This window comes from Enterobacter cloacae complex sp. 370H10 (assembly GCF_050031535.1).
GTDB lineage: Bacteria > Pseudomonadota > Gammaproteobacteria > Enterobacterales > Enterobacteriaceae > Enterobacter > Enterobacter intestinihominis.
In genome coordinates this window covers 1,489,810-1,511,944 of record NZ_JBLGWG010000001.1, presented here as the reverse complement: position 1 = coordinate 1,511,944, position 22,135 = coordinate 1,489,810, and the positions used below count along the sequence as shown (strand labels likewise).

At 54.2% G+C, this 22,135-nt stretch carries 20 protein-coding genes; 15 read left to right on the top strand and 5 right to left on the bottom strand.

Annotated elements, in window-relative coordinates:
• Positions 1-44: 44 nt before the first annotated feature.
• Positions 45-1,628 (top strand): phosphoethanolamine transferase, encoded by a 1,584-nt coding sequence (locus tag ACQG2Q_RS07335; protein ID WP_426759094.1) that lies wholly within the window; start codon positions 45-47, stop codon positions 1,626-1,628.
• Between the two features lie 116 nt (positions 1,629-1,744).
• Here ACQG2Q_RS07335 and ompX read toward each other — a convergent pair whose 3' ends face one another.
• On the bottom strand, positions 1,745-2,263 hold the full coding sequence (gene ompX, locus ACQG2Q_RS07330; protein ID WP_003858450.1) for an outer membrane protein OmpX: 519 nt from the start codon (positions 2,261-2,263) through the stop codon (positions 1,745-1,747).
• Between the two features lie 354 nt (positions 2,264-2,617).
• On the opposite strand from ompX, the gene rhtA reads away from it, so the two are divergent.
• From rhtA to ybiO, 6 genes are all read left to right on the top strand, one after another.
• A complete protein-coding gene (rhtA, locus tag ACQG2Q_RS07325) occupies positions 2,618-3,505 on the top strand; it encodes a threonine/homoserine exporter RhtA (protein ID WP_023305742.1) in 888 nt (295 codons plus the stop codon).
• Positions 3,506-3,803: 298 nt separating this feature from the next.
• A complete protein-coding gene (gene dps / locus ACQG2Q_RS07320; protein WP_000100801.1) occupies positions 3,804-4,307 on the top strand; it encodes a DNA starvation/stationary phase protection protein Dps in 504 nt (167 codons plus the stop codon).
• A 361-nt stretch (positions 4,308-4,668) separates the two neighbouring features.
• A complete protein-coding gene (gene glnH, locus ACQG2Q_RS07315) occupies positions 4,669-5,412 on the top strand; it encodes a glutamine ABC transporter substrate-binding protein GlnH (protein ID WP_426759093.1) in 744 nt (247 codons plus the stop codon).
• A gap of 93 nt (positions 5,413-5,505) precedes the next feature.
• Positions 5,506-6,165, top strand: a complete 660-nt coding sequence (glnP, locus tag ACQG2Q_RS07310) for a glutamine ABC transporter permease GlnP (RefSeq protein ID WP_010428919.1) — start codon at positions 5,506-5,508, stop codon at positions 6,163-6,165.
• Positions 6,162-6,884 (top strand): glutamine ABC transporter ATP-binding protein GlnQ, encoded by a 723-nt coding sequence (gene glnQ / locus ACQG2Q_RS07305; RefSeq protein ID WP_022647522.1) that lies wholly within the window; start codon positions 6,162-6,164, stop codon positions 6,882-6,884. The genes glnP and glnQ overlap by 4 nt, the downstream gene beginning before the upstream one ends.
• A gap of 120 nt (positions 6,885-7,004) precedes the next feature.
• Complete coding sequence (gene ybiO, locus ACQG2Q_RS07300) at positions 7,005-9,215, top strand: mechanosensitive channel protein (RefSeq protein WP_063850233.1); 2,211 nt, start codon at positions 7,005-7,007, stop codon at positions 9,213-9,215.
• A gap of 45 nt (positions 9,216-9,260) precedes the next feature.
• Here the strand turns inward: ybiO and rlmF are convergent, their stop codons facing one another.
• Positions 9,261-10,172 (bottom strand): 23S rRNA (adenine(1618)-N(6))-methyltransferase RlmF, encoded by a 912-nt coding sequence (gene rlmF, locus ACQG2Q_RS07295; protein ID WP_045308538.1) that lies wholly within the window; start codon positions 10,170-10,172, stop codon positions 9,261-9,263.
• Positions 10,173-10,414: 242 nt separating this feature from the next.
• Between rlmF and mcbA the strand changes: the two genes are divergently transcribed.
• The 3 genes from mcbA to ybiJ all read left to right on the top strand — a co-directional run bounded on the left by mcbA (position 10,415) and on the right by ybiJ (position 11,609).
• Positions 10,415-10,678, top strand: a complete 264-nt coding sequence (gene mcbA / locus ACQG2Q_RS07290; protein ID WP_022647519.1) for a DUF1471 family periplasmic protein McbA — start codon at positions 10,415-10,417, stop codon at positions 10,676-10,678.
• A 118-nt stretch (positions 10,679-10,796) separates the two neighbouring features.
• Positions 10,797-11,063 carry a DksA/TraR family C4-type zinc finger protein gene (locus ACQG2Q_RS07285; protein WP_022647518.1) on the top strand — a complete coding sequence of 89 codons (267 nt, stop codon included), beginning with the start codon at positions 10,797-10,799 and terminating at the stop codon, positions 11,061-11,063.
• 285 nt (positions 11,064-11,348) lie between these two features.
• The gene (ybiJ, locus tag ACQG2Q_RS07280) at positions 11,349-11,609 is read left to right on the top strand and encodes a DUF1471 family protein YbiJ (protein WP_003858474.1); all 261 of its coding nucleotides are present in this window, start codon (positions 11,349-11,351) and stop codon (positions 11,607-11,609) included.
• A 116-nt stretch (positions 11,610-11,725) separates the two neighbouring features.
• Here ybiJ and ybiB read toward each other — a convergent pair whose 3' ends face one another.
• Entirely contained in the window at positions 11,726-12,688 is a 963-nt protein-coding gene (gene ybiB, locus ACQG2Q_RS07275; RefSeq protein WP_022647517.1) for a DNA-binding protein YbiB, read from the bottom strand.
• A gap of 256 nt (positions 12,689-12,944) precedes the next feature.
• Here ybiB and ACQG2Q_RS07270 point away from each other — a divergent pair, with 256 nt between their 5' ends.
• The 5 genes from ACQG2Q_RS07270 to ACQG2Q_RS07250 all read left to right on the top strand — a co-directional run bounded on the left by ACQG2Q_RS07270 (position 12,945) and on the right by ACQG2Q_RS07250 (position 18,312).
• Positions 12,945-13,481, top strand: a complete 537-nt coding sequence (locus tag ACQG2Q_RS07270) for a fimbrial protein (protein WP_022647516.1) — start codon at positions 12,945-12,947, stop codon at positions 13,479-13,481.
• Positions 13,482-13,550: 69 nt separating this feature from the next.
• Complete coding sequence (locus ACQG2Q_RS07265) at positions 13,551-14,225, top strand: fimbrial biogenesis chaperone (protein ID WP_022647515.1); 675 nt, start codon at positions 13,551-13,553, stop codon at positions 14,223-14,225.
• 22 nt (positions 14,226-14,247) lie between these two features.
• On the top strand, positions 14,248-16,791 hold the full coding sequence (locus tag ACQG2Q_RS07260; protein WP_142977134.1) for a fimbria/pilus outer membrane usher protein: 2,544 nt from the start codon (positions 14,248-14,250) through the stop codon (positions 16,789-16,791).
• A 22-nt stretch (positions 16,792-16,813) separates the two neighbouring features.
• The gene (locus ACQG2Q_RS07255; RefSeq protein ID WP_022647513.1) at positions 16,814-17,803 is read left to right on the top strand and encodes a fimbrial protein; all 990 of its coding nucleotides are present in this window, start codon (positions 16,814-16,816) and stop codon (positions 17,801-17,803) included.
• A 5-nt stretch (positions 17,804-17,808) separates the two neighbouring features.
• Positions 17,809-18,312 carry a fimbrial protein gene (locus ACQG2Q_RS07250; RefSeq protein WP_023299643.1) on the top strand — a complete coding sequence of 168 codons (504 nt, stop codon included), beginning with the start codon at positions 17,809-17,811 and terminating at the stop codon, positions 18,310-18,312.
• On the opposite strand, the gene dinG is transcribed toward ACQG2Q_RS07250, so the two are convergent.
• Positions 18,299-20,476, bottom strand: coding sequence for an ATP-dependent DNA helicase DinG (dinG, locus tag ACQG2Q_RS07245; protein ID WP_063850231.1), 2,178 nt, complete (start codon positions 20,474-20,476; stop codon positions 18,299-18,301). The genes ACQG2Q_RS07250 and dinG overlap by 14 nt on opposite strands.
• A gap of 96 nt (positions 20,477-20,572) precedes the next feature.
• Positions 20,573-21,955: an ATP-dependent RNA helicase RhlE gene (rhlE, locus tag ACQG2Q_RS07240; protein ID WP_017693771.1), complete on the bottom strand. Its 1,383-nt coding sequence runs from the start codon at positions 21,953-21,955 to the stop codon at positions 20,573-20,575.
• Positions 21,956-22,135: the final 180 nt, after the last annotated feature.

Below are 22,135 nucleotides of genomic sequence, written 5' to 3'. Positions count from 1 at the left end.
CTTGACGCCAGGGTGAGCACATGGCGTTTTCGTGATAGTGATCTATGAACGTAACCCTGATTGATACACTTGTTACCCGCAACCGGGCCCTAAGCCCGTGGACGGGATTTTATTTTTTGCAATCGCTGTTAATTAACTTTGCTCTTGGCTACCCCTTTAGCCTGCTTTATGCCGTCGGGTTCACCTGCATTCTTCACCTGCTATGGCGAAGCGCACCGCGCATGCAGAAAGTGCTTATCGGGATCTGTTCTCTGGTGGCTGCCGCCTATTTCCCGTTCGGCCAGGCCTATGGCGCGCCGAACTTTAATACCCTGCTGGCGCTCCACTCCACCAATATGGAAGAGTCTACAGAGATCCTGACGATCTTCCCGTGGTACAACTACGTGGTTGGCCTTTTCATTTTTGCTCTCGGCGTGATTGCGGTTCGCCGTAAGCAGGTCGGGAAAAAAACATGGGGTAAAATTGAAAGCCTGTGCCTGGCCTTTAGCGTAGTGACGTTTTTTGTTGCGCCGGTACAAAATCTGGCCTGGGGCGGCGTGTTTAAGCTTAAAGATACCGGGTATCCGGTGTTTCGCTTCGTTAAAGACGTGGTAGTGAATAACGAGGAAGTGCTCGACGAGCAGGCGCGTATGGCCGAGCTTTCCACCATGAAAGATACCTGGAACGTGCTGGCAGTGAAACCGAAGTATCACACCTATGTGGTGGTGATCGGTGAAAGCGCGCGTCGCGATGCGCTCGGCGCGTTTGGCGGTCACTGGGATAACACGCCGTTTGCCAGCTCCGTCAACGGTACGCTGTTTACCGATTACGTGGCGGCCAGCGGTTCGACGCAGAAATCTCTCGGTCTGACGCTCAACCGTGTCGTGGATGGAAAACCGCAGTTTCAGGATAATTTTGTCACCCTGGCCAACCGGGCAGGTTTTCAGACGTGGTGGTTCTCCAACCAGGGGCAGATCGGCGAGTATGATACCGCCATTGCCAGCATCGCGAAGCGTGCCGACGAGGTACAGTTCCTGAAAAGCGGTGATTTCGAAGCCGATAAAAACACAAAAGATGAAGCGTTGCTAAAAATGACCGCGCAGGTCTTTGCCACTCAGCGCACCCAGCCGCAGCTGATCGTCCTGCACCTGATGGGGTCACACCCGCAGGCATGCGATCGTACCGGGGGAAAATATGCGGAGTTTGTGCAATCCAAAGAGACCTCGTGTTATCTGTACACCATGACGCAAACCGACGATCTGCTCAGCAAGCTGTACGCGCAGCTGCGCAACAGCGGCGATAGCTTCTCGATGGTCTATTTCTCTGACCACGGTCTGGCGTTTAAGGAGCGCGGTAAAGAGGTGCAGTATCTGGCCCACGATGACAAGTTTCAGCAGAACTTCCAGGTACCGTTTATGGTGCTGTCGAGTGATGACAAAACGCATCGCATCATCAAAGCGCGCCGTTCCGCGAACGATTTCCTGAAATTCTTCTCACAGTGGACGGGGATTAAGGCGAAAGAGATAAAAAATGATTACCCGTTTATCTCCGGGAAGAAGGGCCCGCCAGTTTACATTACCAACTTCAGGTTACAGAAAGTTGACTATAACCATCTGGGGACGGATATTTTCGATATTAAGAGTAAGTGATCTCTGCCGTCTCGTGCAGGCTGATGCCCTCACCCTGGCCCTCTCCCACGGGGAGAGGGTACAAACAAAAAAAATCCGCCACATTGGGCGGATTTTTTACTGGCTCACCGAAGTGATTAGAAGCGGTAACCTACGCCCGCGATCCAGGTGCCAACGTCAACGTTGCGGATACGGCTCTGCTCATAGGAGAAGTCCAGAGCAACGTTTTCGATTGGGTTGAACTGCATACCTGCGCCATAGGAGAAACCGTAGTCGCTGTTGCTTGCAGTACGGTTCAGACCCTGGTTTTCGGTCTGCTGGAATTTACCGTAGCCAACACCTACAACACCGTAGATGCTTGCCCAGTCATTCAGGCGGTAAGCAGGACCCGCGGTGATGCCGTAGTACTGACCTTTATTGTAAGAGCCATTTTCAGTACGATCTTTCTCGGTGTAAGTGAAAGAACCGATCACACCCAGCGGGTTGTTGTCTTGCTCGTAACGGTACTTCAGGTTGAAACCGTTGGTTTTGTTCATCACGCCCTGCATATCGCTCTGAGCGTAACCACCAGTTACAGTAGAAGTTGCCGCTACAGCGGTACCTGCGGAAACAGCCAGAACAGCTGCCAGTGCTGAAAGACATGCAATTTTTTTCATAACCACCTCAAATGTGCTTCAAGTAAGTCCGTAAGTTTTAAATATATCAAAAAAATCTGTGAAACTCTTTGTCATTCACGATGTCTAATGCGACCTTTCCTGTAACAGAACATTTCCAGCACCAGCTATCTCGTTCAAATAACTCCAGATTTTCACCTGTAAATGCTAATAGTGCGCGTCATCGCCATTTAGTTCATCCAGATTATTCCTAATCTTTCAGGCGATAAAATCAGCAACGTTTTCTCATTTTACGGATTTTCCCTGGATTTTTTTCAACAGTAGCTCAACCGTTGCAGGTTATTTCCATTACACTGCGACTTTTACCTCTTTTGACAAAAATTGACAGGAGAAAGGATGCCAGGTTTACCTCGTAAATCGTCGGTCTGGATGCCGGTGGCAGTCATACTTATCGCGATGATGTCCATACAAAGCGGCGCGTCGCTGGCAAAATCGCTGTTTCCGCTGATTGGTGCGCCCGGCGTCACGGCGCTGCGTATCGCATTAGGCACCCTGATCCTCGTGGTTGTCTTTAAACCCTGGCGGCTACGGTTTAAAAAGGAGCAGCGACTGCCTCTGCTTTTTTATGGGCTGGCGCTGGGAGGGATGAACTACATGTTCTACCTCTCTATTCAGACTATCCCGCTGGGGATCGCGGTCGCGCTTGAATTTACCGGCCCGCTGGCGGTTGCCCTCTTTTCTTCTCGTCGCCCGGTAGACTTTATCTGGGTCATACTGGCCGTGCTGGGGCTATGGTTCCTGCTGCCGCTCGGCCAAAGCGTTTCACAAATAGATTTGACAGGGGCCGCTCTGGCGCTGGGCGCAGGGGCGTGCTGGGCGGTGTATATTCTCACTGGTCAGCGTGCGGGCGAAGAGCACGGCCCCGCGACGGTCGCCTTAGGCTCGCTGATTGCCGCGGTTATCTTTGTCCCGATCGGCATGGCACAAGCAACGGACTCAATATGGCAGTGGTCAATCCTGCCGGTTGGGCTGGCGGTCGCCATTCTTTCCACGGCGCTGCCCTACTCTTTGGAGATGATCGCCCTGACGCGTCTGCCTACGCGTATTTTTGGTACGCTCATGAGCATGGAGCCCGCGCTGGCTGCCATCTCTGGAATGATGTTCCTCGGCGAAACCCTGACACTGGTGCAGACGCTGGCGCTCTGTTCCATCATCGCGGCGTCAATGGGCTCTACATTGACCATGCGCCCGGAACCAAAAGTACATAAGATTGACCTCAACTAGCCCTTAAATTCTGCATGGCTTACCGGCCATGCAGAATATAGGTCTCGTCAGCCCTTCAAATAATTTCTTACAAACTCTCTTATATTGCCAAAATATTTCACCTGCCCGCCTTGTCACTTAACGAATTAAGATTGATCTGCATCAATTTATATAAAAAACTTTAAAATCATTAAGTTAAAACTTCAACCATCCTTTCGCTATTAAACCGATAGGCAGCGCCAAACCGCAGAGAAAAAATCCGGTGCTATACTTAGTTCCGTAATTACCTGGGACACAAACATCAAGAGGATATGAGATTATGAGTACCGCTAAACTGGTGAAAACGAAAGCGTCTAATCTGCTTTATACCCGTAACGATGTATCGGATAGCGATAAAAAAGCGACCATTGAGCTGCTGAATCGCCAGGTGGTCCAGTTCATCGATCTTTCGCTGATCACCAAACAGGCCCACTGGAATATGCGCGGTGCAAACTTTATTGCCGTTCATGAAATGCTGGATGGCTTCCGCACAGCACTGGTGACTCATCTGGATACCATGGCCGAACGCGCCGTACAGCTGGGCGGTGTGGCTCTGGGTACCACGCAGGTGATCAACAGCAAAACGCCACTGAAAAGCTATCCGCTGGATATCCATACCGTTCAGGATCACCTGAAAGAGCTGGCGGACCGTTATGCGATTGTCGCGAATGATGTTCGTAAAGCGATTGGCGAAGCAAAAGATGAAGACACCGCTGATATCTTCACTGCCGCGTCACGCGACCTGGATCAGTTCCTGTGGTTCATTGAGTCAAACATCGAATAATCCCTGCTGATTGTCTGAATAACCCTCGCCCCTGGCGGGGGTTTTGCACATTTATGGTGCGCACTTTTGTCCGCAACGGCCGCAAAAGTGAATAAAATGTAATAATCACCTCACACAACCGTTAACGGAAGATTGTTTTTTCGTCAGATTCTGCGCTAAATATCCCCCTGTCAGAAGACCTTAACGAAGCGCACCAAAACGGTGCTCCATTCTGGTGCAACCTGACAGAATTGCCACGCTTTTTGTGCAATGCGTGACATTATCCCCTTTGCAAAACAACAGCTTGTAAAACTGGCACGATTTTTTCATTGTGCCTGAGGTTCTCGCAGGGGATCGCCCCGTGGATATAAAAGGAAATGCTATGAAGTCTGTATTAAAAGTTTCACTGGCTGCACTTACCCTGGCGTTTGCGGTGTCCTCGCAGGCTGTCGACAAACTGGTTGTGGCGACTGACACGGCGTTCGTACCGTTTGAATTCAAACAGGGTGATAAATACGTTGGTTTTGACGTTGATCTGTGGGCCGCTGTCGCAAAAGAACTCAAACTGGATTACACCCTGAAGCCAATGGATTTCAGCGGCATTATCCCGGCACTGCAAACCAAAAACGTTGACCTGGCGCTGGCGGGCATCACCATTACCGAAGAGCGTAAAAAAGCTATCGATTTCTCTGATGGCTACTACAAAAGCGGCCTGCTGGTGATGGTGAAAGCGGATAACAACGACGTGAAAAGCGTGAAAGATCTCGACGGTAAAGTGGTCGCCGTGAAGAGCGGCACCGGTTCCGTTGATTACGCGAAAGCCAATATCAAAACCAAAGACCTGCGTCAGTTCCCGAACATCGACAACGCTTACATGGAACTGGGCACCAACCGCGCAGACGCGGTGCTGCACGACACGCCTAACATCCTTTACTTCATCAAAACCGCCGGTAACGGCAAGTTCAAAGCGGTAGGTGATTCCCTGGAAGCTCAGCAGTACGGTATTGCGTTCCCGAAAGGCAGCGACGACCTGCGTAATAAAGTTAACGGCGCGCTGAAAACCCTGAAAGAGAACGGCACCTATAACGAAATCTACAAAAAATGGTTCGGTACCGAGCCTAAATAATTTCACCTGACTTCAGGTTTGTAACGCCCGGTGGCGCTACCGCTTACCGGGCCTACGTTTTTCGTTTTTCACCACGGTATACAGGAATACATCATGCAGTTTGACTGGAGCGCCATCTGGCCTGCCATTCCTCTCTTGCTTGAAGGCGCTAAAATGACCTTGTGGATTTCGGTCCTCGGTCTGGTTGGCGGGTTAATTATCGGTCTGGTGGCCGGTTTCGCCCGCACCTACGGCGGCTGGATTGCAAACCACATCGCGCTGGTTTTCATCGAAGTGATCCGCGGCACCCCCATTGTGGTGCAGGTCATGTTTATCTACTTCGCCCTGCCGATGGCCTTCAACGATCTGCGCATTGACCCGTTCAGCGCAGCTGTCGTCACCATTATGATCAACTCCGGCGCCTACATTGCGGAAATCACCCGCGGTGCGGTGCTGTCGATTCATAAAGGCTTCAGCGAAGCTGGCCTGGCGTTAGGTCTTTCCCGTCGCGAAACGATCCGTCACGTGATCCTGCCGCTGGCGCTGCGCCGCATGCTGCCGCCGCTGGGCAACCAGTGGATCATCAGCATTAAAGACACCTCGCTGTTTATTGTTATCGGCGTGGCCGAGCTGACCCGTCAGGGCCAGGAGATCATCGCGGGTAACTTCCGCGCCCTGGAAATCTGGAGTGCGGTCGCCGTTGTCTACCTGATTATCACGCTTGTCCTGAGCTTTGTTCTGCGTCGTCTTGAAAGAAGGATGAAAATCCTGTGATTGAATTTAAAAATGTTTCCAAGCACTTTGGTCCAACCCAGGTGCTGCACAATATCGATTTGAACATCAGGCAGGGTGAAGTGGTGGTGATCATCGGGCCGTCGGGTTCCGGAAAATCCACCCTGCTGCGCTGTATTAACAAGCTCGAGGAGATCACCAGCGGCGATTTGATCGTCGATGGTCTGAAGGTGAACGATCCGAAAGTGGACGAGCGCCTGATCCGCCAGGAAGCGGGCATGGTGTTCCAGCAGTTCTACCTGTTCCCGCACCTGACGGCGCTGGAAAACGTGATGTTCGGTCCTTTGCGCGTGCGTGGGGCCAGCAAAGCGGCGGCAGAAACGCTGGCAAAAGATCTGCTGGCGAAAGTGGGTCTGGCGGAGCGTGCCCACCACTATCCTTCCGAGCTGTCCGGTGGCCAGCAGCAGCGCGTGGCCATTGCCCGTGCGCTGGCGGTGAAGCCAAAGATGATGCTGTTTGATGAGCCAACGTCCGCACTCGACCCGGAGCTGCGTCACGAGGTGCTGAAAGTGATGCAGGATCTGGCAGAAGAAGGCATGACGATGGTGATCGTTACCCACGAAATCGGCTTTGCCGAAAAAGTGGCGTCCCGTCTGATCTTCATTGATAAGGGCCGCATCGCGGAAGACGGTAATCCGCAGGCGCTGATTGCGAACCCACCTAGCCAACGCCTCCAGGAGTTCCTGCAACACGTCTCCTGATAGCCATACACAGAGCCGGGCATGCCCGGCTTTTTTAGGCCGGATTGTTCCCAAAAACTCCCCTCCGCTCCGCGCGCTCTATACTTATCATTTTGCACGATATTTTTGTCGGAGGACGCCGTGCCGTGGATCCTGTTGCTACTGTTTACCCTGTTTAGCGCGCCATCACTTGCTGTAACCATTCCCGGCGTCACCACCGGAGCCACCGCCACCCAGCAAAATGCGGCGCCAGAACCCGACGCTGAAAAGAAAAAAGCCGCTTACAGCGCACTTGCCGACGTGCTTGAGAACGACACGTCCCGTCAGGAGCTTATCGATCAGCTGAGGAAAGTGGCCGCCACACCGCCTCAGGATCCGGTTCCGACTATCGCGCCGCCGGAAGTCGAAGACGAAAAGACGGTACTGGAGAACGTCACCGATATCAGTCGCCGCTACGGGGAAGCACTGTCGTCGCGTTTTGCCCAGCTCTATCGCAACCTTGTTGGCACCTCGCATAAGCCTTTTAATCCCCACACCTTTTCTGCAGCCGCGACCCAGTTTTCTATTCTGGCCGCCGCGGTATTCATTTTTTACTGGCTGTTGCGCCTGTCTGTCTGGCCGCTTTACCGGAAGATGGGCCACTGGGGACGTAAAAAGAATCAGCATAAAAGCAGCTGGCTGCATCTTCCGGCAATGATTACCGGGGCCTTTATCATCGATTTGCTGCTGCTGGCGCTGACGCTGTTTGTCGGCCAGATGCTGGCCGACCGTCTTAATACCGGGAACAAAACCATCGCCTTTCAGCAGGGGCTGTTCCTGAACGCCTTTGCCCTGATCGAGTTCTTTAAGGCGCTCCTGCGGTTAATATTCTGTCCGCGCGTGCCGGAACTTCGCCCGTTCGCCATTTCGGATCGGAGCGCCAAATACTGGGCGGTTCGGCTCAGCGTGCTGAGTGGGTTAATCGGCTATGGCCTGCTGGTTGCCGTCCCGATTATTTCCAACCAGGTTAACGTGCAGTTCGGGGCCCTGGCGAACGTGCTGATCATGCTCTGTATTACCGTCTGGGCGCTGTACCTCATCTTCCACAATAAAAAAGCGATCACCGACAGTCTGCTTCACCTGGCCGATCGCTCCCTCTCCTTTTTCAGCCTCTTTATTCGCGCCTTTGCGCTGGTGTGGCACTGGCTGGCCAGCGCCTATTTTATTGTGCTGTGTTTCTTCTCGCTGTTCGATCCGGGCAACAGCCTGAAATTTATGATGGGGGCGACGTTCAAAAGCCTGGCGATTATCGGCATCGCGGCCTTTGTTTCTGGCCTGCTCTCCCGCTGGCTGTCGAAGACGATCACCCTGTCGCCGCAGGTTCAGCGTAATTACCCCGAGCTGCAAAAACGGGTAAATGGCTGGACATCGGTGTCGCTGAAGGTGGCGCGTATTTTGACGGTCTGCGTGGCAATTATGCTGCTGCTGAATGCGTGGGGACTGTTTGATTTCTGGAACTGGCTGCATAACGGCGCCGGGGAAAAGACCGTCGATATTCTTATTCGTATCGCGCTGATCCTGTTCTTCTCCGCCGTCGGCTGGACGCTGCTGGCAAGCCTTATCGAAAACCGTCTGGTGTCGGATGTCCACGGCAGGCCCCTGCCAAGCGCCCGCGCCCGCACACTGCTGACGCTGTTCCGCAACGCGCTGGCGGTGATCATTAGCACCATTACCATCATGATTGTGTTGTCGGAAATCGGCGTAAATATCGCCCCACTGCTGGCGGGTGCCGGTGCCCTGGGACTGGCGATCTCCTTCGGTTCACAGACGCTGGTGAAGGATATTATCACCGGCATTTTTATCCAGTTTGAGAACGGGATGAACACCGGGGATCTGGTGACCATTGGACCGCTCACCGGCACGGTGGAGAGGATGTCCATTCGCTCCGTCGGCGTACGTCAGGATACCGGGGCGTACCACATTATTCCGTGGTCATCGATCACCACCTTTGCCAACTTTGTGCGCGGCATTGGTTCGGTGGTGGCGAATTATGATGTCGATCGTCACGAAGAAGCAGATAAGGCGAAACAGGCGCTGCGGGATGCGGTGAGCGAACTGATGGAGATGGAGGATATTCGCGGGCTGGTAATTGGTGAGCCGTCGTTTGCGGGCATCGTCGGGCTGACGAACACTGCCTTTACCCTGCGCGTGTCGTTCACCACCCAGCCGCTTAAGCAGTGGACGGTGCGCTTTGCTCTCGACAGCATGGTGAAAAAACACTTCGATCTGGCGAACGTGAGAGCGCCGGTGCAGACGTATCAGGTATTGTCGCCGCCCGCTTCGCCGCTCCCTCCGCAGGAGCCGACGCTGTAACCGAGCCGGGTGGCGGCTTCGCCTTACCCGGCCTACGATGGGGTGCTATTTGCGACGTTTGTTATCGTCCATAAAGGACCAGGCAATAAAGCGGCTCTGCTTCTGACCCTGCGCCATCTCTTTTTTGACCACCTTCACCGCACCGGCTTCGGTCAGCGCGCGGTAAAGCGGCGGCAGGTTATCGCCACGAGAGACCAGCGTGGTAAACCATTTCACCTGACGACCGAAGCCTTTACTCTCGGCAATCATGCGCAGAATAAAGGCCACTTCCCCGCCCTCGCACCACAGCTCCTGCTGCTGGCCGCCAAAATTCAGCGCGCCATCTTCGGCCTGGCCCAGGTTACGCCGCTTGCGTTCACTTCCCGCACGCGCGGAGGCGGCGGAGTCGTGGAATGGCGGGTTGCACAGGGTGGCATCATATTGTTCGTTCTTATGAATAATGCCGGTGAAAATTGCAGCGGCATCCTTCTGACGACGCAGACGTATGGCCCGGCTTAACCCCGGGTTAGCGTTGATAATGGCCTGCGCGCTGGCGAAGGCCTCATCACCGATCTCGCTGCCGGTAAATCGCCACTGGTACTCATGTGCGCCTATCAGGGGGTAGATCAGGTTCGCGCCCGTACCGATATCAAGGACGGTAGCCTGTTTCGGCACTACGCCATCGTGGTCATCCGCCAGCAGATCGGCAAGATGATGGACGTAATCCGCACGGCCCGGGACCGGCGGGCAGAGAAAGCCATCAGGGATGTCCCAGTGCGTCACACCATAAAAATGGGCCAGCAGCGCTTTGTTCAGCGTTTTAACCGCCAGCGGATCGGCAAAGTTTACCGACGGTTCACCGGCTGGTGTCTGAACGATAAAACCCTGCAATTCAGGGCAGCTCAGACACAGGGCTTTCATATCGTAGCGGCTACGGTGGCGGTTACGCGGGTGCAATCCCGGCTTGTGGGAAGTCATGGCATTCTCCTTTAAACAGCCGCGTAAGATACCCTGTGACGGCGCGGGGGTAAATATCTGTCTGAGTCGCACAAAAAAACGACAAAAATCAGCGACCTGTATGTCTATGATCTGTCAACAAATTGTCAGAATTTATCGTTCAAAAAATAAGCAGATCATCATCAAATTTTTGCGCTAAATCACACGCATCAGGCTTCTAAACTTAACAGGAATCACCTGTTGTTTCCCCTGAGGATGTGATTATGAAAAAGTATCTGACCTTTATTATTGCGGGTGCGCTGGCAGGCGCATCATTTTCTGCCTTGTCCGTTCAACCTCTGACCGACAGTACCGACACCAGCCAGCTACGCGCGGCTGGGACGGTCTCTGTCAGCCGGGCAAGCAACCTTGATGACCTTCAGGACAAGCTGGCCGAAAAAGCTCGTCAGGAAGGCGCTAAAGGCTTCGTGGTGAACGCCGCCGGTGGCGATAACCATATGTACGGTACAGCGACTATCTATAAATAACTTACCGCCTTCCAAACTGCATCTGTACGGCAGATGCAGTTCTCTCTGTCTGCGCCTTGACTGTGCGTTTTTTCACCCCATATTAAAATGCATGACTTGATCCTTTCAGGAGAACATCATGGCTTCCGGCTGGGCGAATGACGACGCCGTTAACGAACAGATCAACAGTACCATTGAAGATGCGGTTGCGCGTGCTCGCGGTGAAATTCCGCGCGGCGAAAGTTTGACGGAATGCGAAGAGTGCGGGGATCCCATTCCTGAGGCACGACGTAAAGCCATTCCCGGAGTACGGCTTTGCATCACCTGTCAGCAGGAGAAAGATTCAAAAAATGCTTCACATTCAGGATATAATCGTAGAGGATCGAAAGACAGCCAGTTACGTTGACTTTCCTTTACCGTAGTTAACCGCACCAACATTTTACTTTACGCTCACGACTTTCAGCGAAGCGCGTAGCAAAACGTGCCCTTCTGATTGTGTCTGTAAAGCGTATCCGCAAGAAGTGTCAATTGCGCTTCTGATTTTATTAATAATCAATAAGTTATTTGTCATTCAATTTTTTTGACAAACCACGTCAATTCTCTTCGATTTTATCTTCCGCTAAAAAGCGTGATACTTATCACATCGACGGAACATCGTCCCCTTAACAGAATAACCTGCGAGAATTGACCTATGAAAACCATCAAATATGCTGTTGCCGCTGTTGCCCTGTCCGCTCTGTCTTTCGGCGCTTTCGCTGTAGAGCCAGTCTCCTCTACTCAGGCACAGGATCTGAACAAAATCGGTGTGGTGAGTGCTGAAGGCGCGACCACGCTGGACGGTCTGGAAGCAAAACTGGCTGAAAAAGCTGCCGCCGCGGGCGCAAGTGGATACACCATCACTTCCACTAACGGTAATAACAAACTGAGCGGTACTGCGGTTATCTACAAGTAATCGAACAAATTATGCTCCACCCTCGCCATACCCTCTGGTGAGATGCTCCAACCCTCATTGACCCTGTTGTTGTTACCCTTGTTTGCCCGTCCGCCACTGGACGGGCTTTTTTTTGCTTAAAATGACTGCGCCACGCGCTGCAACCCGGCTTCCACGGACTCGACTTCCCCTGCAGCCAGCAGGCAGCAGGCCATTTGCAGCTTGATTGACTGCGGAACCGGCACCTTCCCGGCCAGACACTGCACAATCCAGCGCGCGGTGACCTGCGGATCTTTCGACTCAGGCAGGATCGCATCTCTGTTCTCTTCCCCACGTTCGACAACGACCCGCGTCCCGGCGGGCTCAATCAGCATCAGCTGTGGACAACGCTGCGGGTTGGCGTAAACCTCGCCTTCTGTCCCGTGCATCAGCAGCGCGCGTCCACCGATTTCGGCAAAGAATTGCCCGACTCGCGTCACGTATTCCGGATGGGAGACGCTGGAAAGACGCAGCGCGGCGTCTTCGGCAAACGGCGTCGCCAGCTTCGCCAGGGTGTGAGCGCTGTTACGTACGCCCATGCGCCAGCGCATGTCCAGCTGCTTTTCCAGCGGTGGGCAGAGCGCGCTAACGGGGATATAGACCGGCTGATTCCCCTCCAGCTTTGCCTGTGCCTGACCGGCATGGAGGGTCGGTTCAATACCTAACAACGCCAGGATGGTTTCTGTCAGCACGCGCGTCGGATCTTCGCTCACGCCATGCACTACTACCGGGAAACCGAGTTTCTGCAACAGAATAGCCAGCAGCGGCGTGAGGTTTGCCTGCTTACGCGCGCCGTTGTAGGTCGGGATCACAATTGGCATCGGCTTAGTGACGGGCGGGGTTAAGCGCATGGTCTGCGACTGCATGGCCTCATAAAAGCCGCGCATCTCCGCCTCACCTTCCCCTTTAATACGCAGCGCAATCAAAATGCCGCCCATTTCCAGTTCCGGCACGTCGCCATTCAGCATATGCGTGTACAACGCGCGGGCTGTTTCCTGGTCCAGATCGCGAGCGTGGTTTTTCCCACGCCCTACCTCTTTGATAATTTTGCGGTAATCCACGACATTTCTCCTGACTGCATTATCTTGTTAACAATATAGCCCGATGAACACAGACCCGATAGTGTTTTGTGATCATTATCAACCTGCTGTTTTCATATAAAAAAATTAAACTCAAGTACTATTTACATTATTTGTGATTGGGACAAAAGATCCGCAGCGACCCTTTTTTTGATTAAATAAACATCGAAAAATCATTAAGGGTCAACGGTAAAAACGTCCAGGCAACGCTTTTACCAGAATCACATCAGGATTAACTATGAACAAGGTTGCATTAGGTTTTTTTATCGCCGCAACGGTGGGATGTTCTGCATCCGCATTTGCGGCAACTAACGGTGAAGGTCAGATTAATTTCACCGGTGAAATTATCGATTCTGCTTGCCAGGTCGTGAATGGATTAAGTAATCCATTAAACGTTCAGTTGGGTAAGGTGTCTAAAACGGTATTTACCGGCGCAGGCTCTACCAGCACATCAACGAAGTTTGATATTAAGTTAACCAATTGTCCGGAAACAGTGACCTCGGCTGCGATTAACTTCGGCGGTACGCCGGATGCGGATAATAATGCCGCGCTGGCATTAACGCCAGATACCGATGCGGCAACCGGTGTAGCCATTCAGTTGATGGATGCTTCCGGGCAGCCTGTCACTCTGTATACGCCTTCGCAGCAATATCCTTTAGCCTCCGGCACGGCAGTTAACGACCTGGAATTCGGTGCGCGTTATATTCAAACTCAGGCCGCCATTACCGCAGGCCCTGCCAACTCTGTATCGACTTTCACCGTTATTTATAACTGATCTTATCAATCCTGAGATATTAATGCTTTTGCGGGCATTAATATCTCTTCTATTTATTGAGAAATCTTTATGCGCCACGGTTATTTACTGAGCACTCTTTTACTGATAGCAGCCTCTGCACATGCGGGCGTCGTGATTAATGGTACCCGGCTGGTCTATCAAGGAGATAAAAAGGAATCATCTCTTGGCCTGTCAAACCCAGATACGACGGATTATCTGGTACAGTCCTGGGTCGATTCTGGCGGTAAAAACCCGGCCAAAGCCCCATTCCTGATCACCCCGCCGCTTTTCCGTCTGGATGCAAAAGAAGATAACGTTCTGCGCGTGGTACGCACGGGCGGAAATTTACCGGAAGACAGGGAATCTCTGTACTGGTTGAATATCAAAGCGATCCCTTCCTCAAAACACGTTGAGGGAGTAAATACGCTGCAAATTGCCATTAATACCCGCATTAAATTGCTGTATCGCCCGTCCGCGGTAAAAGGCCGACCAGAAGATGTGGCGGATAAGCTTGAATGGCATCGCGAAGGTAACGACCTGGTGGTGAATAACCCTACGCCTTTCTATATGAATTTCCAGACCGTCACGCTTAACGGTCAGAAAGTCACAAAAGCGACCTGGGCTGTTCCGAAATCAGAAACACATTTTGCCATACCGGGTAATGTCGGGGGCTCAAACGTGACGTATTCCATTATTAATGATTACGGCAGCATCAGCCATTCCTGGTCGAAATCCGTTCATTAATTGTTCCGGTAATAAAATAATCATGTACAGCCACAAAAAGCCGTTCACCTGCCGAATGTCTTCATTGCTGGTCATTCTCTGTGGCCTGGCAATAGCCATCTTTGCGCAGCAGGTTATGGCTGATGATTATTTTAACCCCGCCTTGCTGGATATTGATAATCCCCAGCAGGGTAAAACCGATCTGTCCGTCTATGAAAAAGGTCCCGGCCAGGCACCGGGGAAATATGAGGTCGCGGTGTTTATCAATAATAATAAAATTGATACCCGCAACGTGACCTTTACGCTTGAGAAAGATTCGCAGGGCAACGACACGTTACAACCTTGCTTTAGCATGGGTGAGTTAAAAAGCCTCGGTATCAAGACCCAAAAGTTTCCTCAGCTAATGGCCAAAGGCCAGTGTGCCGATCTAGGTGTCATCCCTGCTTCATCCGCAATCTTTCACGTTCGCAACCAGCAGCTGCTGCTGAGCATACCGCAAAAGGCGCTCGGACAGGTGCCACGCGGTTACATCGACCCGAAAGAGTTTGACGAAGGGATCAACGCGGGCCTGCTTAATTACAGCGTCAACGCCAGCCAGAGCCATGCGCGCCAGCAGGGTGAAGAGGATAGCAGTAGCCAGTACGTGAACCTGCGTCCGGGTTTAAACGTTGGCGCATGGCGCCTTCGCAACTATTCCACCTGGAATCGCAGCACCACAGGCAATGAGGAGGAACAGAAATTCACCTCCGTTTATACCTATGCGCAACGCGATATTGTGGCGATGAAAAGCGATATCACCGTTGGCCAGAGCTCATCACCTGCTGATGTTTTTGACAGTATCCCTTACACCGGCGTGGAGCTGAAATCCGATAACGACATGCTTCCCGACAGCGAAAAAGGCTATGCGCCTATTATTCGTGGCACCGCCCACAGCAACGCGCTGGTGATGGTGCGCCAGAACGGGTACGTGATTTATCAGAACACGGTCGCGCCGGGGGCCTTCGAAATTAACGATCTCTACCCCACCGGCAGCAGCGGCGACCTCCAGGTCACGGTGAAAGAAACTGACGGCAGCGAAAGCCATTTCGTGGTGCCGTTTGCCTCCGTTCCGGTATTGCAGCGTGAAAAAAACCTGCGCTACAGCGTAACTGCCGGGCGTTATCGTTCTTATGACAAAGATGTTGAAAAGACCCCGTTTGCTCAGGGGAGCGCCATCTATGGTTTACCCCACGGCTTCACGGCCTACGGCGGCGTACAGCAGAGCAGTCATTATCAGTCGCAGGCGATAGGCGCCGGGAAAAACATGGGTGATTTAGGGGCGTTCTCCATTGACGTGACTCGCGCCAGAGCCCTGCTGAAAAAACAGCAGTCCAGCACAGGCAAATCGTGGCGCGTACGCTACAGCAAAGATTTCGCCGGTTCAGGCACCAACTTTTCGCTTGCGGGCTATCGCTACAACAGCAAGGGGTTTTACACCCTGGACGACACCATGGAGTCGTATACCCGCGCCGACAACTGGTCTGCGCCACAGCAGCGCCGCGCCCGTACCGAAGCCACCATCGACCAGACGCTACCAGAAGGCTGGGGATCGGTCACGCTGAGCATGGTGAAGGAAACCTACTGGAGCCAGAATCAGGACATGACCTCCATGAGCGTCAGCTACAACAACAGCTGGCACGGCGTTAGCTACAGCCTTAGCTACAGCATGAATAAAAACACTCACGACAGCGATCTGGACGGTAATGCGGTGACGAACGACAACCAGTTCTCGCTGAGCGTTTCGGTTCCGCTGGATCGCTGGATGCATAACATCTGGGCCACGTACAACCTGAACAACACGAAAGATGGCACCACGCAGAACATCGGCCTGAACGGTACGGCCCTGAAAGAAGACAACCTGAACTGGAATCTCCAGGAGGGGCTGAGCAGCACCGGCAGCGGTAACTCCACCAGCGTTAACGCCGACTACAAAGCGACATACGGTGAAGTGAGCGGTGGCGTCAGTCAGGATAAATATCAGCAAACACTGAACGTCGGCTTGCAGGGAGGCGTGATTGCCCATGCAAACGGCATCACGCTGAGCCAGCCGCTCGGTGAGACCATTGCGCTCGTGAAAGCCCCGGGTACGCACGGCACGCATATCACTAACCAGACCGGCGTTGAAACCGACTTCCGCGGCTACACCGTCGTACCGTTCGTCACCGCGTATCGCCACAACACTATTGCGCTGGATACGGAAACGCTGCCGGAGGACGCCGACGTCACCCATGCGGCACAAATTGTGACGCCAACCCGCGGAGCCATTGCGCGCGCCAGCTTCACGACGCGCGTGGGCAATCGCGTCCTGATGACGCTCACGCAAAACGGTAAACCGCTGCCGTTCGGCGCAACGGTTACCACCGAGGACAAGGACAGCGAATTTATCGTCGGGAATGACGGCCAGACCTATCTCTCGGGTCTGCCACAGCAAGGGCATCTCCGCGTTTCCTGGGGACAGGAGGCAAACGAGCATTGCGTCGCTGACTATGTGCTCACGGATGAGAAAGCGAAAACCAGCATCATTAACGCTGCCGCGCAGTGTCACTGATCTCCCCTAAAGGCAAAACATTATGCAAATGATTAAACAGTGCTTTTTCTTACTGATTCTGGGAACCGCTGCGTTATTCATGCCGCATGCGAAGGCGACCTGCACCACGCCGGATCTCCCCAAAATGATCAACGTGGCATCCATTTCTGTCCCGACGACGCTGGCAGTTGGCGCAACTATCCCGGGTACAGAGCAGAGCGTTCATGTTGCCGGGCATTGCGATCAGAGTACCGACAGCGGCCTGGAGATTGTCTCCTGCTACTACGGCACCGGAGCGGAAATGCCAGGGCTCAGGGGGGTATACGAATCCGGTGTGCCGGGGATTGGCGTAGCATTGATGAATGATCACGGGCAGCGAATTAGCGGCGCTGGCGGCGTGCAGTGCGATTCACGTGGAACGCCTGTTGGCTACGTCTCTACCGATGGAACACAGACTTTTAGCTTTGAAATAACGCTTGAGCTGGTTAAAACGAGTGACACCGTGACATCCGGTACGCTGGTGCAGTCTCAAACCGAATTTGGCATTGGCGTTTTCGGCCATGAAGGGATCGGCAACCCTAACCACATCGCCTATGCAGGTAATGTTATTCTTCATCAGGTCACCTGCTCCGTTTTACCGAAAAATCTCACCGTTAATTTGGGCGATTTTCCCGTCAGTGATTTCATCAGCGTAGGTTTTTTATCCAGCCCTGCTCAAAAATTTAATATCACCGTCAACTGTGACACAACCGTACAGCCTGAGCTAAAAATCACCAGCGCGAATGGATATGACACAGCATTTGAGGGGGTGATCAAACTCACGCAGCAGACCGGCATGGCTACAGGCGTCGGAGTAAGAATGCTATTTGATGACCATCTCGCCACCTTCGGTACCTATGTAAGTACCCAAAATCAGGCCGTAGCCAACGAAACGCTGGTGATCCCGTTTGAGGTTCGCTACGAGCAGGTCAGCAATGTAGTCACCCCCGGGCCAGCCAATACTGTGGCAACCATCACCCTCGCTTATAAGTGAACGTCATGAAAAAAACCGCATTGATACTCGCGCTGGGGCTGATCGCCCAGGCCCACGCCGATGATATACAGATCCAGATGACGGGTAACATTTACGCCAACACGTGCGTCATTGACAGTGCCAGCCGCAACCTGACGGTGGACTTAGGCCAGGCGGCATCGGGTAGTTTTAAAGACGTGGGCGATACCGGCGAGTGGAAGGACTTTTCCCTTTCGGTGTCGCACTGCCCGGCCACGCTGGCGCTTGCCACCGCCTTTTTCTACGGTCAGGCCGACAGCACCCATCCCACCAAATTTGCCAATCTCGGTAGCGCAAAGGGGCTGGCACTGGAGCTGGCAGATCGTCAGGACAAGATACTGATTGCCCCGCAGGCCGCCTTTAACGCTGCCATAAACCCGTCAGACCACACGGCCACGTTCCCGCTGGCCGCACGCTATTACGCCACCTCGATGCCCATCTCTGCCGGCACGTTCAGCAGCGTGATCCAGGTGACCTTCACTTACCAGTAGGACCGCGCCCCTTAGCACGGAAGCTTTTTCGACGCCCGGCAGCCAGTTTTGTCGGGCGTTTTTTTACTTCCGGCACGTCCGGCTGCTCAATCGGGAAGATCGGCAGCGCATTCAGCAGCCGCTGGCCGTAGTTTTTGGTGAGCAGTCGTTTGTCATAAATCACCACCTCGCCCCAGCAGCCGTGGCTACGGATCAAGCGCCCGACCTGCTGAATCAGGTTAAACGACGCTGCAGGCAGGCTTTGCACTTCAAACGGATAACGGTTAAGGCTTTTCAGCCATTCGCCTTCGGTGATCACCACCGGGCTGTCGATGGGCGGGAAGGCAATTTTATGGATATGCACCTGCGTCAGGTAGTCGCCTTTCAAATCAAGCCCTTCCGCAAAGGACTGTAACCCCACCAGCACGCTGCGCTCGCCGTTATCAATGCGTTTACGGTGGGTTTCCACCAGCCGATAGCGCGGCTGATCGCCCTGCACCAGCAGGAGTAAGCGCAGATCGGTGACGTGCTCCAGGAAGCGTTGCATCGCCCGACCGCTGGCAAACAGCACCAGCATACCGGGGTATTTTTTACTCTCAACCTGCTCGCGGAAGTAGGCCGCCATTTCCGCAATATGCTGCTCTTCGTTATCGATAAGCGGCTCATAATTCATGCGCGGAATGACCAGCTTTCCCTGCTCACAGTGGTTGAACGGCGAGTCCAGGGCCACAAAGCGGTCGCCCGCTTTCTCTTTCAGGCCGCTCATCTCCTGCAACCTTGAGAAGCTGTTCAGGGAACGCAGAGTCGCTGACGTCACTACCACGTGCGGCACGCTGCGCCAGATCAGCTTTTCCAGCTGATCGGCCACGCGGATGCCCACGCAGTGGAAGAAGAGATGTCCCTGCCCGTCTCGTACTTCGCGGGTGGCCCACTTAGTCACCGGCGCGCCGGACGCCTGCGCCATCGAAGCCAGCCGCCAGAGTTTGCTCTGCGCTTCAAACATCCCCAGCGCGCGATTCATTTGCAGCAGAATGCGGTGCAAACGCACCACGTCGTGGGTACCGGTTTTCTCGCTGAGATCGTTTAAGAACATCTCCGCCAGCCCGCGCAGCTTTTCCAGGTGCTTCGCCAGCTGCTGGCAAATCTCCATCACTTCCTGCGGCAACTCACCCATCGCAAAGCGGTGTTCCGCCTCCTGGGTGGCGGGGAGATACAGGTTAAGGATGTTATTCAGCGAGGAGATGAGGCTGTACACCTCTTCACAGTGCTCGCTCAACCGCTCCGGAACCGCCAGCGGCGGCGTGGTTTTCGGACGGAACTGCTCCATGCAGGTTGCCACCAGTTTGCAGAACAGATCCAGTTGCAGGCGAAACCACGGGGCGGTAATTTCCGCGCTCATCTCCAGCGCATCTCGCGCCACGTCGGGCAGATGATGACCTTCATCGAGCACCAGCAGCAGGTTTTTTGGCTCCGGCAGGACCGCTTCACTCTCCAGTGCAGCCATGACCAGCGCGTGGTTGGCGACAACCACCTCCGCTTCCTGAATCTCACGCCGGGCGACAAAGAACGGGCACTCGCGATAGTAGTGACAGTTACGGTTCAGGCAGCTTGCTTTATCGGTGCTGAGCCTGCGCCACAGGTCGTCGCCGATCGCCTGGTTGGTGTGATCCCGCAGGCCGTCCCACTTGTAACCGTCGAGATCGGCCTTCAGCTTTGCGCACTGCTCCTGCTCCGCCTTGTTGTTTGGCGTCAGCTCGTCATCAAGAAACGCGAGCAGATCCTGTTGGGAGGGTTCACTGCTGGCCAGTGCCGCCAGATTGCGCGGACAGACGTAGCGCCCGCGACCAAAGGCGGCGGTAAACCGTAAATCGGGGATAATTTTGCGCAGCAGCGGCAAATCTTTGCTGAAGATCTGATCCTGCAAGGCCACGTTAGCGGTACTGACCACCAGCGTTTTATCTTCTTCCCGCGCGATGGCAATGCCGGGAATAAGATACGACAGGGTTTTCCCGACGCCGGTCGGGGCTTCAATCGCCAGATGTCGCCCGTCGTCCCCGGCGAGCGTTTTTGCCACGTCGGCAATCATCTGCCGCTGCGGGGCTCGGGGAATAAAATCGGGGATCTGCTGTTGTAGCGCCTTATACCATGCGCCAATTTGCGCCTTGAGCGCAGCGGTTAAAGCCATCGGAAACCTGAAATACTGTATAAACAGCCACTATTGTGGCACTTTCTCTCCGCTGCCGCAAAAAGAAAAGCCCGGCTTTACGACCGGGCTTCCAGATTACTGCGGGTTAGCAGGCTTACGCGGGCGGCGTCGGCGCTGCCCCTCGCCTGCCGGTTTCCCTTCGCCGCTACGCCATGGGTTTTCACCGGCCGGTTTGCTGTCGTTATTACGACGCGGCGGTTTGCCCGAAGATTTCGGCGCGCCGCCTTCGGCACGACGCGGCTGCTGACCGCGACCACCGCCGCCCTGACCGCGCCCGCCACCCTGACGACCGTTCTGAATTGGCTCGGCTTTGATTGACGGGTCAACTTCATAGCCCGGGGTTTCAATGCGCGGGATCTCTTTCTTCAGCAGGCGTTCGATGTCGCGCAGCAGCTTGTGCTCATCCACGCAAACCAGAGAGAGCGCTTCCCCGGTTGCCGCCGCGCGTCCGGTACGGCCGATACGGTGAACGTAATCTTCCGGCACGTTTGGCAGCTCGTAGTTCACCACGTGCGGCAGCTCTTCGATATCCAGACCGCGTGCGGCGATGTCGGTTGCCACCAGCACGCGTATGTCGCCGGACTTGAAGTCTGCCAGCGCGCGGGTACGCGCGCCCTGGCTCTTGTTGCCGTGAATGGCCGCGCTGCGGATGCCATCTTTATTCAGCTGTTCCGCCAGGTGATTGGCGCCGTGCTTGGTGCGGGTAAAGACCAGCACCTGCTGCCAGTTGCCCTGGCCGATCATCTGGGAGAGCAGTTCCCGCTTGCGCTTCTTATCTACAAAGTGCACGTGCTGCGTCACCTGCTCGGAGGCGGTGTTGCGGCGCGCGACTTCCACTTCCAGCGGGTTATGCAGCAGCTTTTCCGCCAGCGCCTTGATCTCGTCGGAGAAGGTCGCGGAGAAGAGCAGGTTCTGACGACGCGTCGGCAGCTTCGCCAGCACGCGACGAATGTCGTGGATGAAGCCCATGTCGAGCATACGGTCGGCTTCGTCCAGCACCAGAATTTCGATGTTATCGAGCTTCACCGCGTTCTGGTGTTCGAGATCCAGCAGACGCCCCGGGGTTGCCACCAGCACGTCCACACCGCCGCGTAGCTTCATCATCTGCGGGTTAATGCTTACCCCGCCGAAAACTACCAGCGAACGAATGTTGAGATAGCGGCTGTATTCACGCACGTTCTCACCAATCTGGGCCGCCAGCTCGCGGGTTGGGGTGAGGATCAGCGCACGCACCGGACGACGGCCTTTGGCGTGTGGCTGGTTTTTTACCAGCAGCTCAAGCAGCGGAAGGGTAAAGCCCGCGGTCTTACCGGTACCGGTCTGCGCGCTTGCCATCAGGTCACGGCCCTGCAAAACGGCCGGGATAGCCTGCTGCTGAATAGGGGTTGGCTCAACGTAGCCCTGCTCTGCGATGGCGCGCAGAATTTCCGGGTTCAGACCAAGGGAATCAAAAGACATAAAAACTCCGAACCGCCCCGACCATCACAGGTGTAGTTTTCAGGGAGATATAACGAATAGAAGGACAAAAACCACAATGTCGCGAAGGAGCGGAGTGTAGCAGCTTTTGTGACGTGGCGCATAAAATATCCCCGGCGATGACTCGACGTTTGCGCAAATCAGGCATAATCTTAATCAATC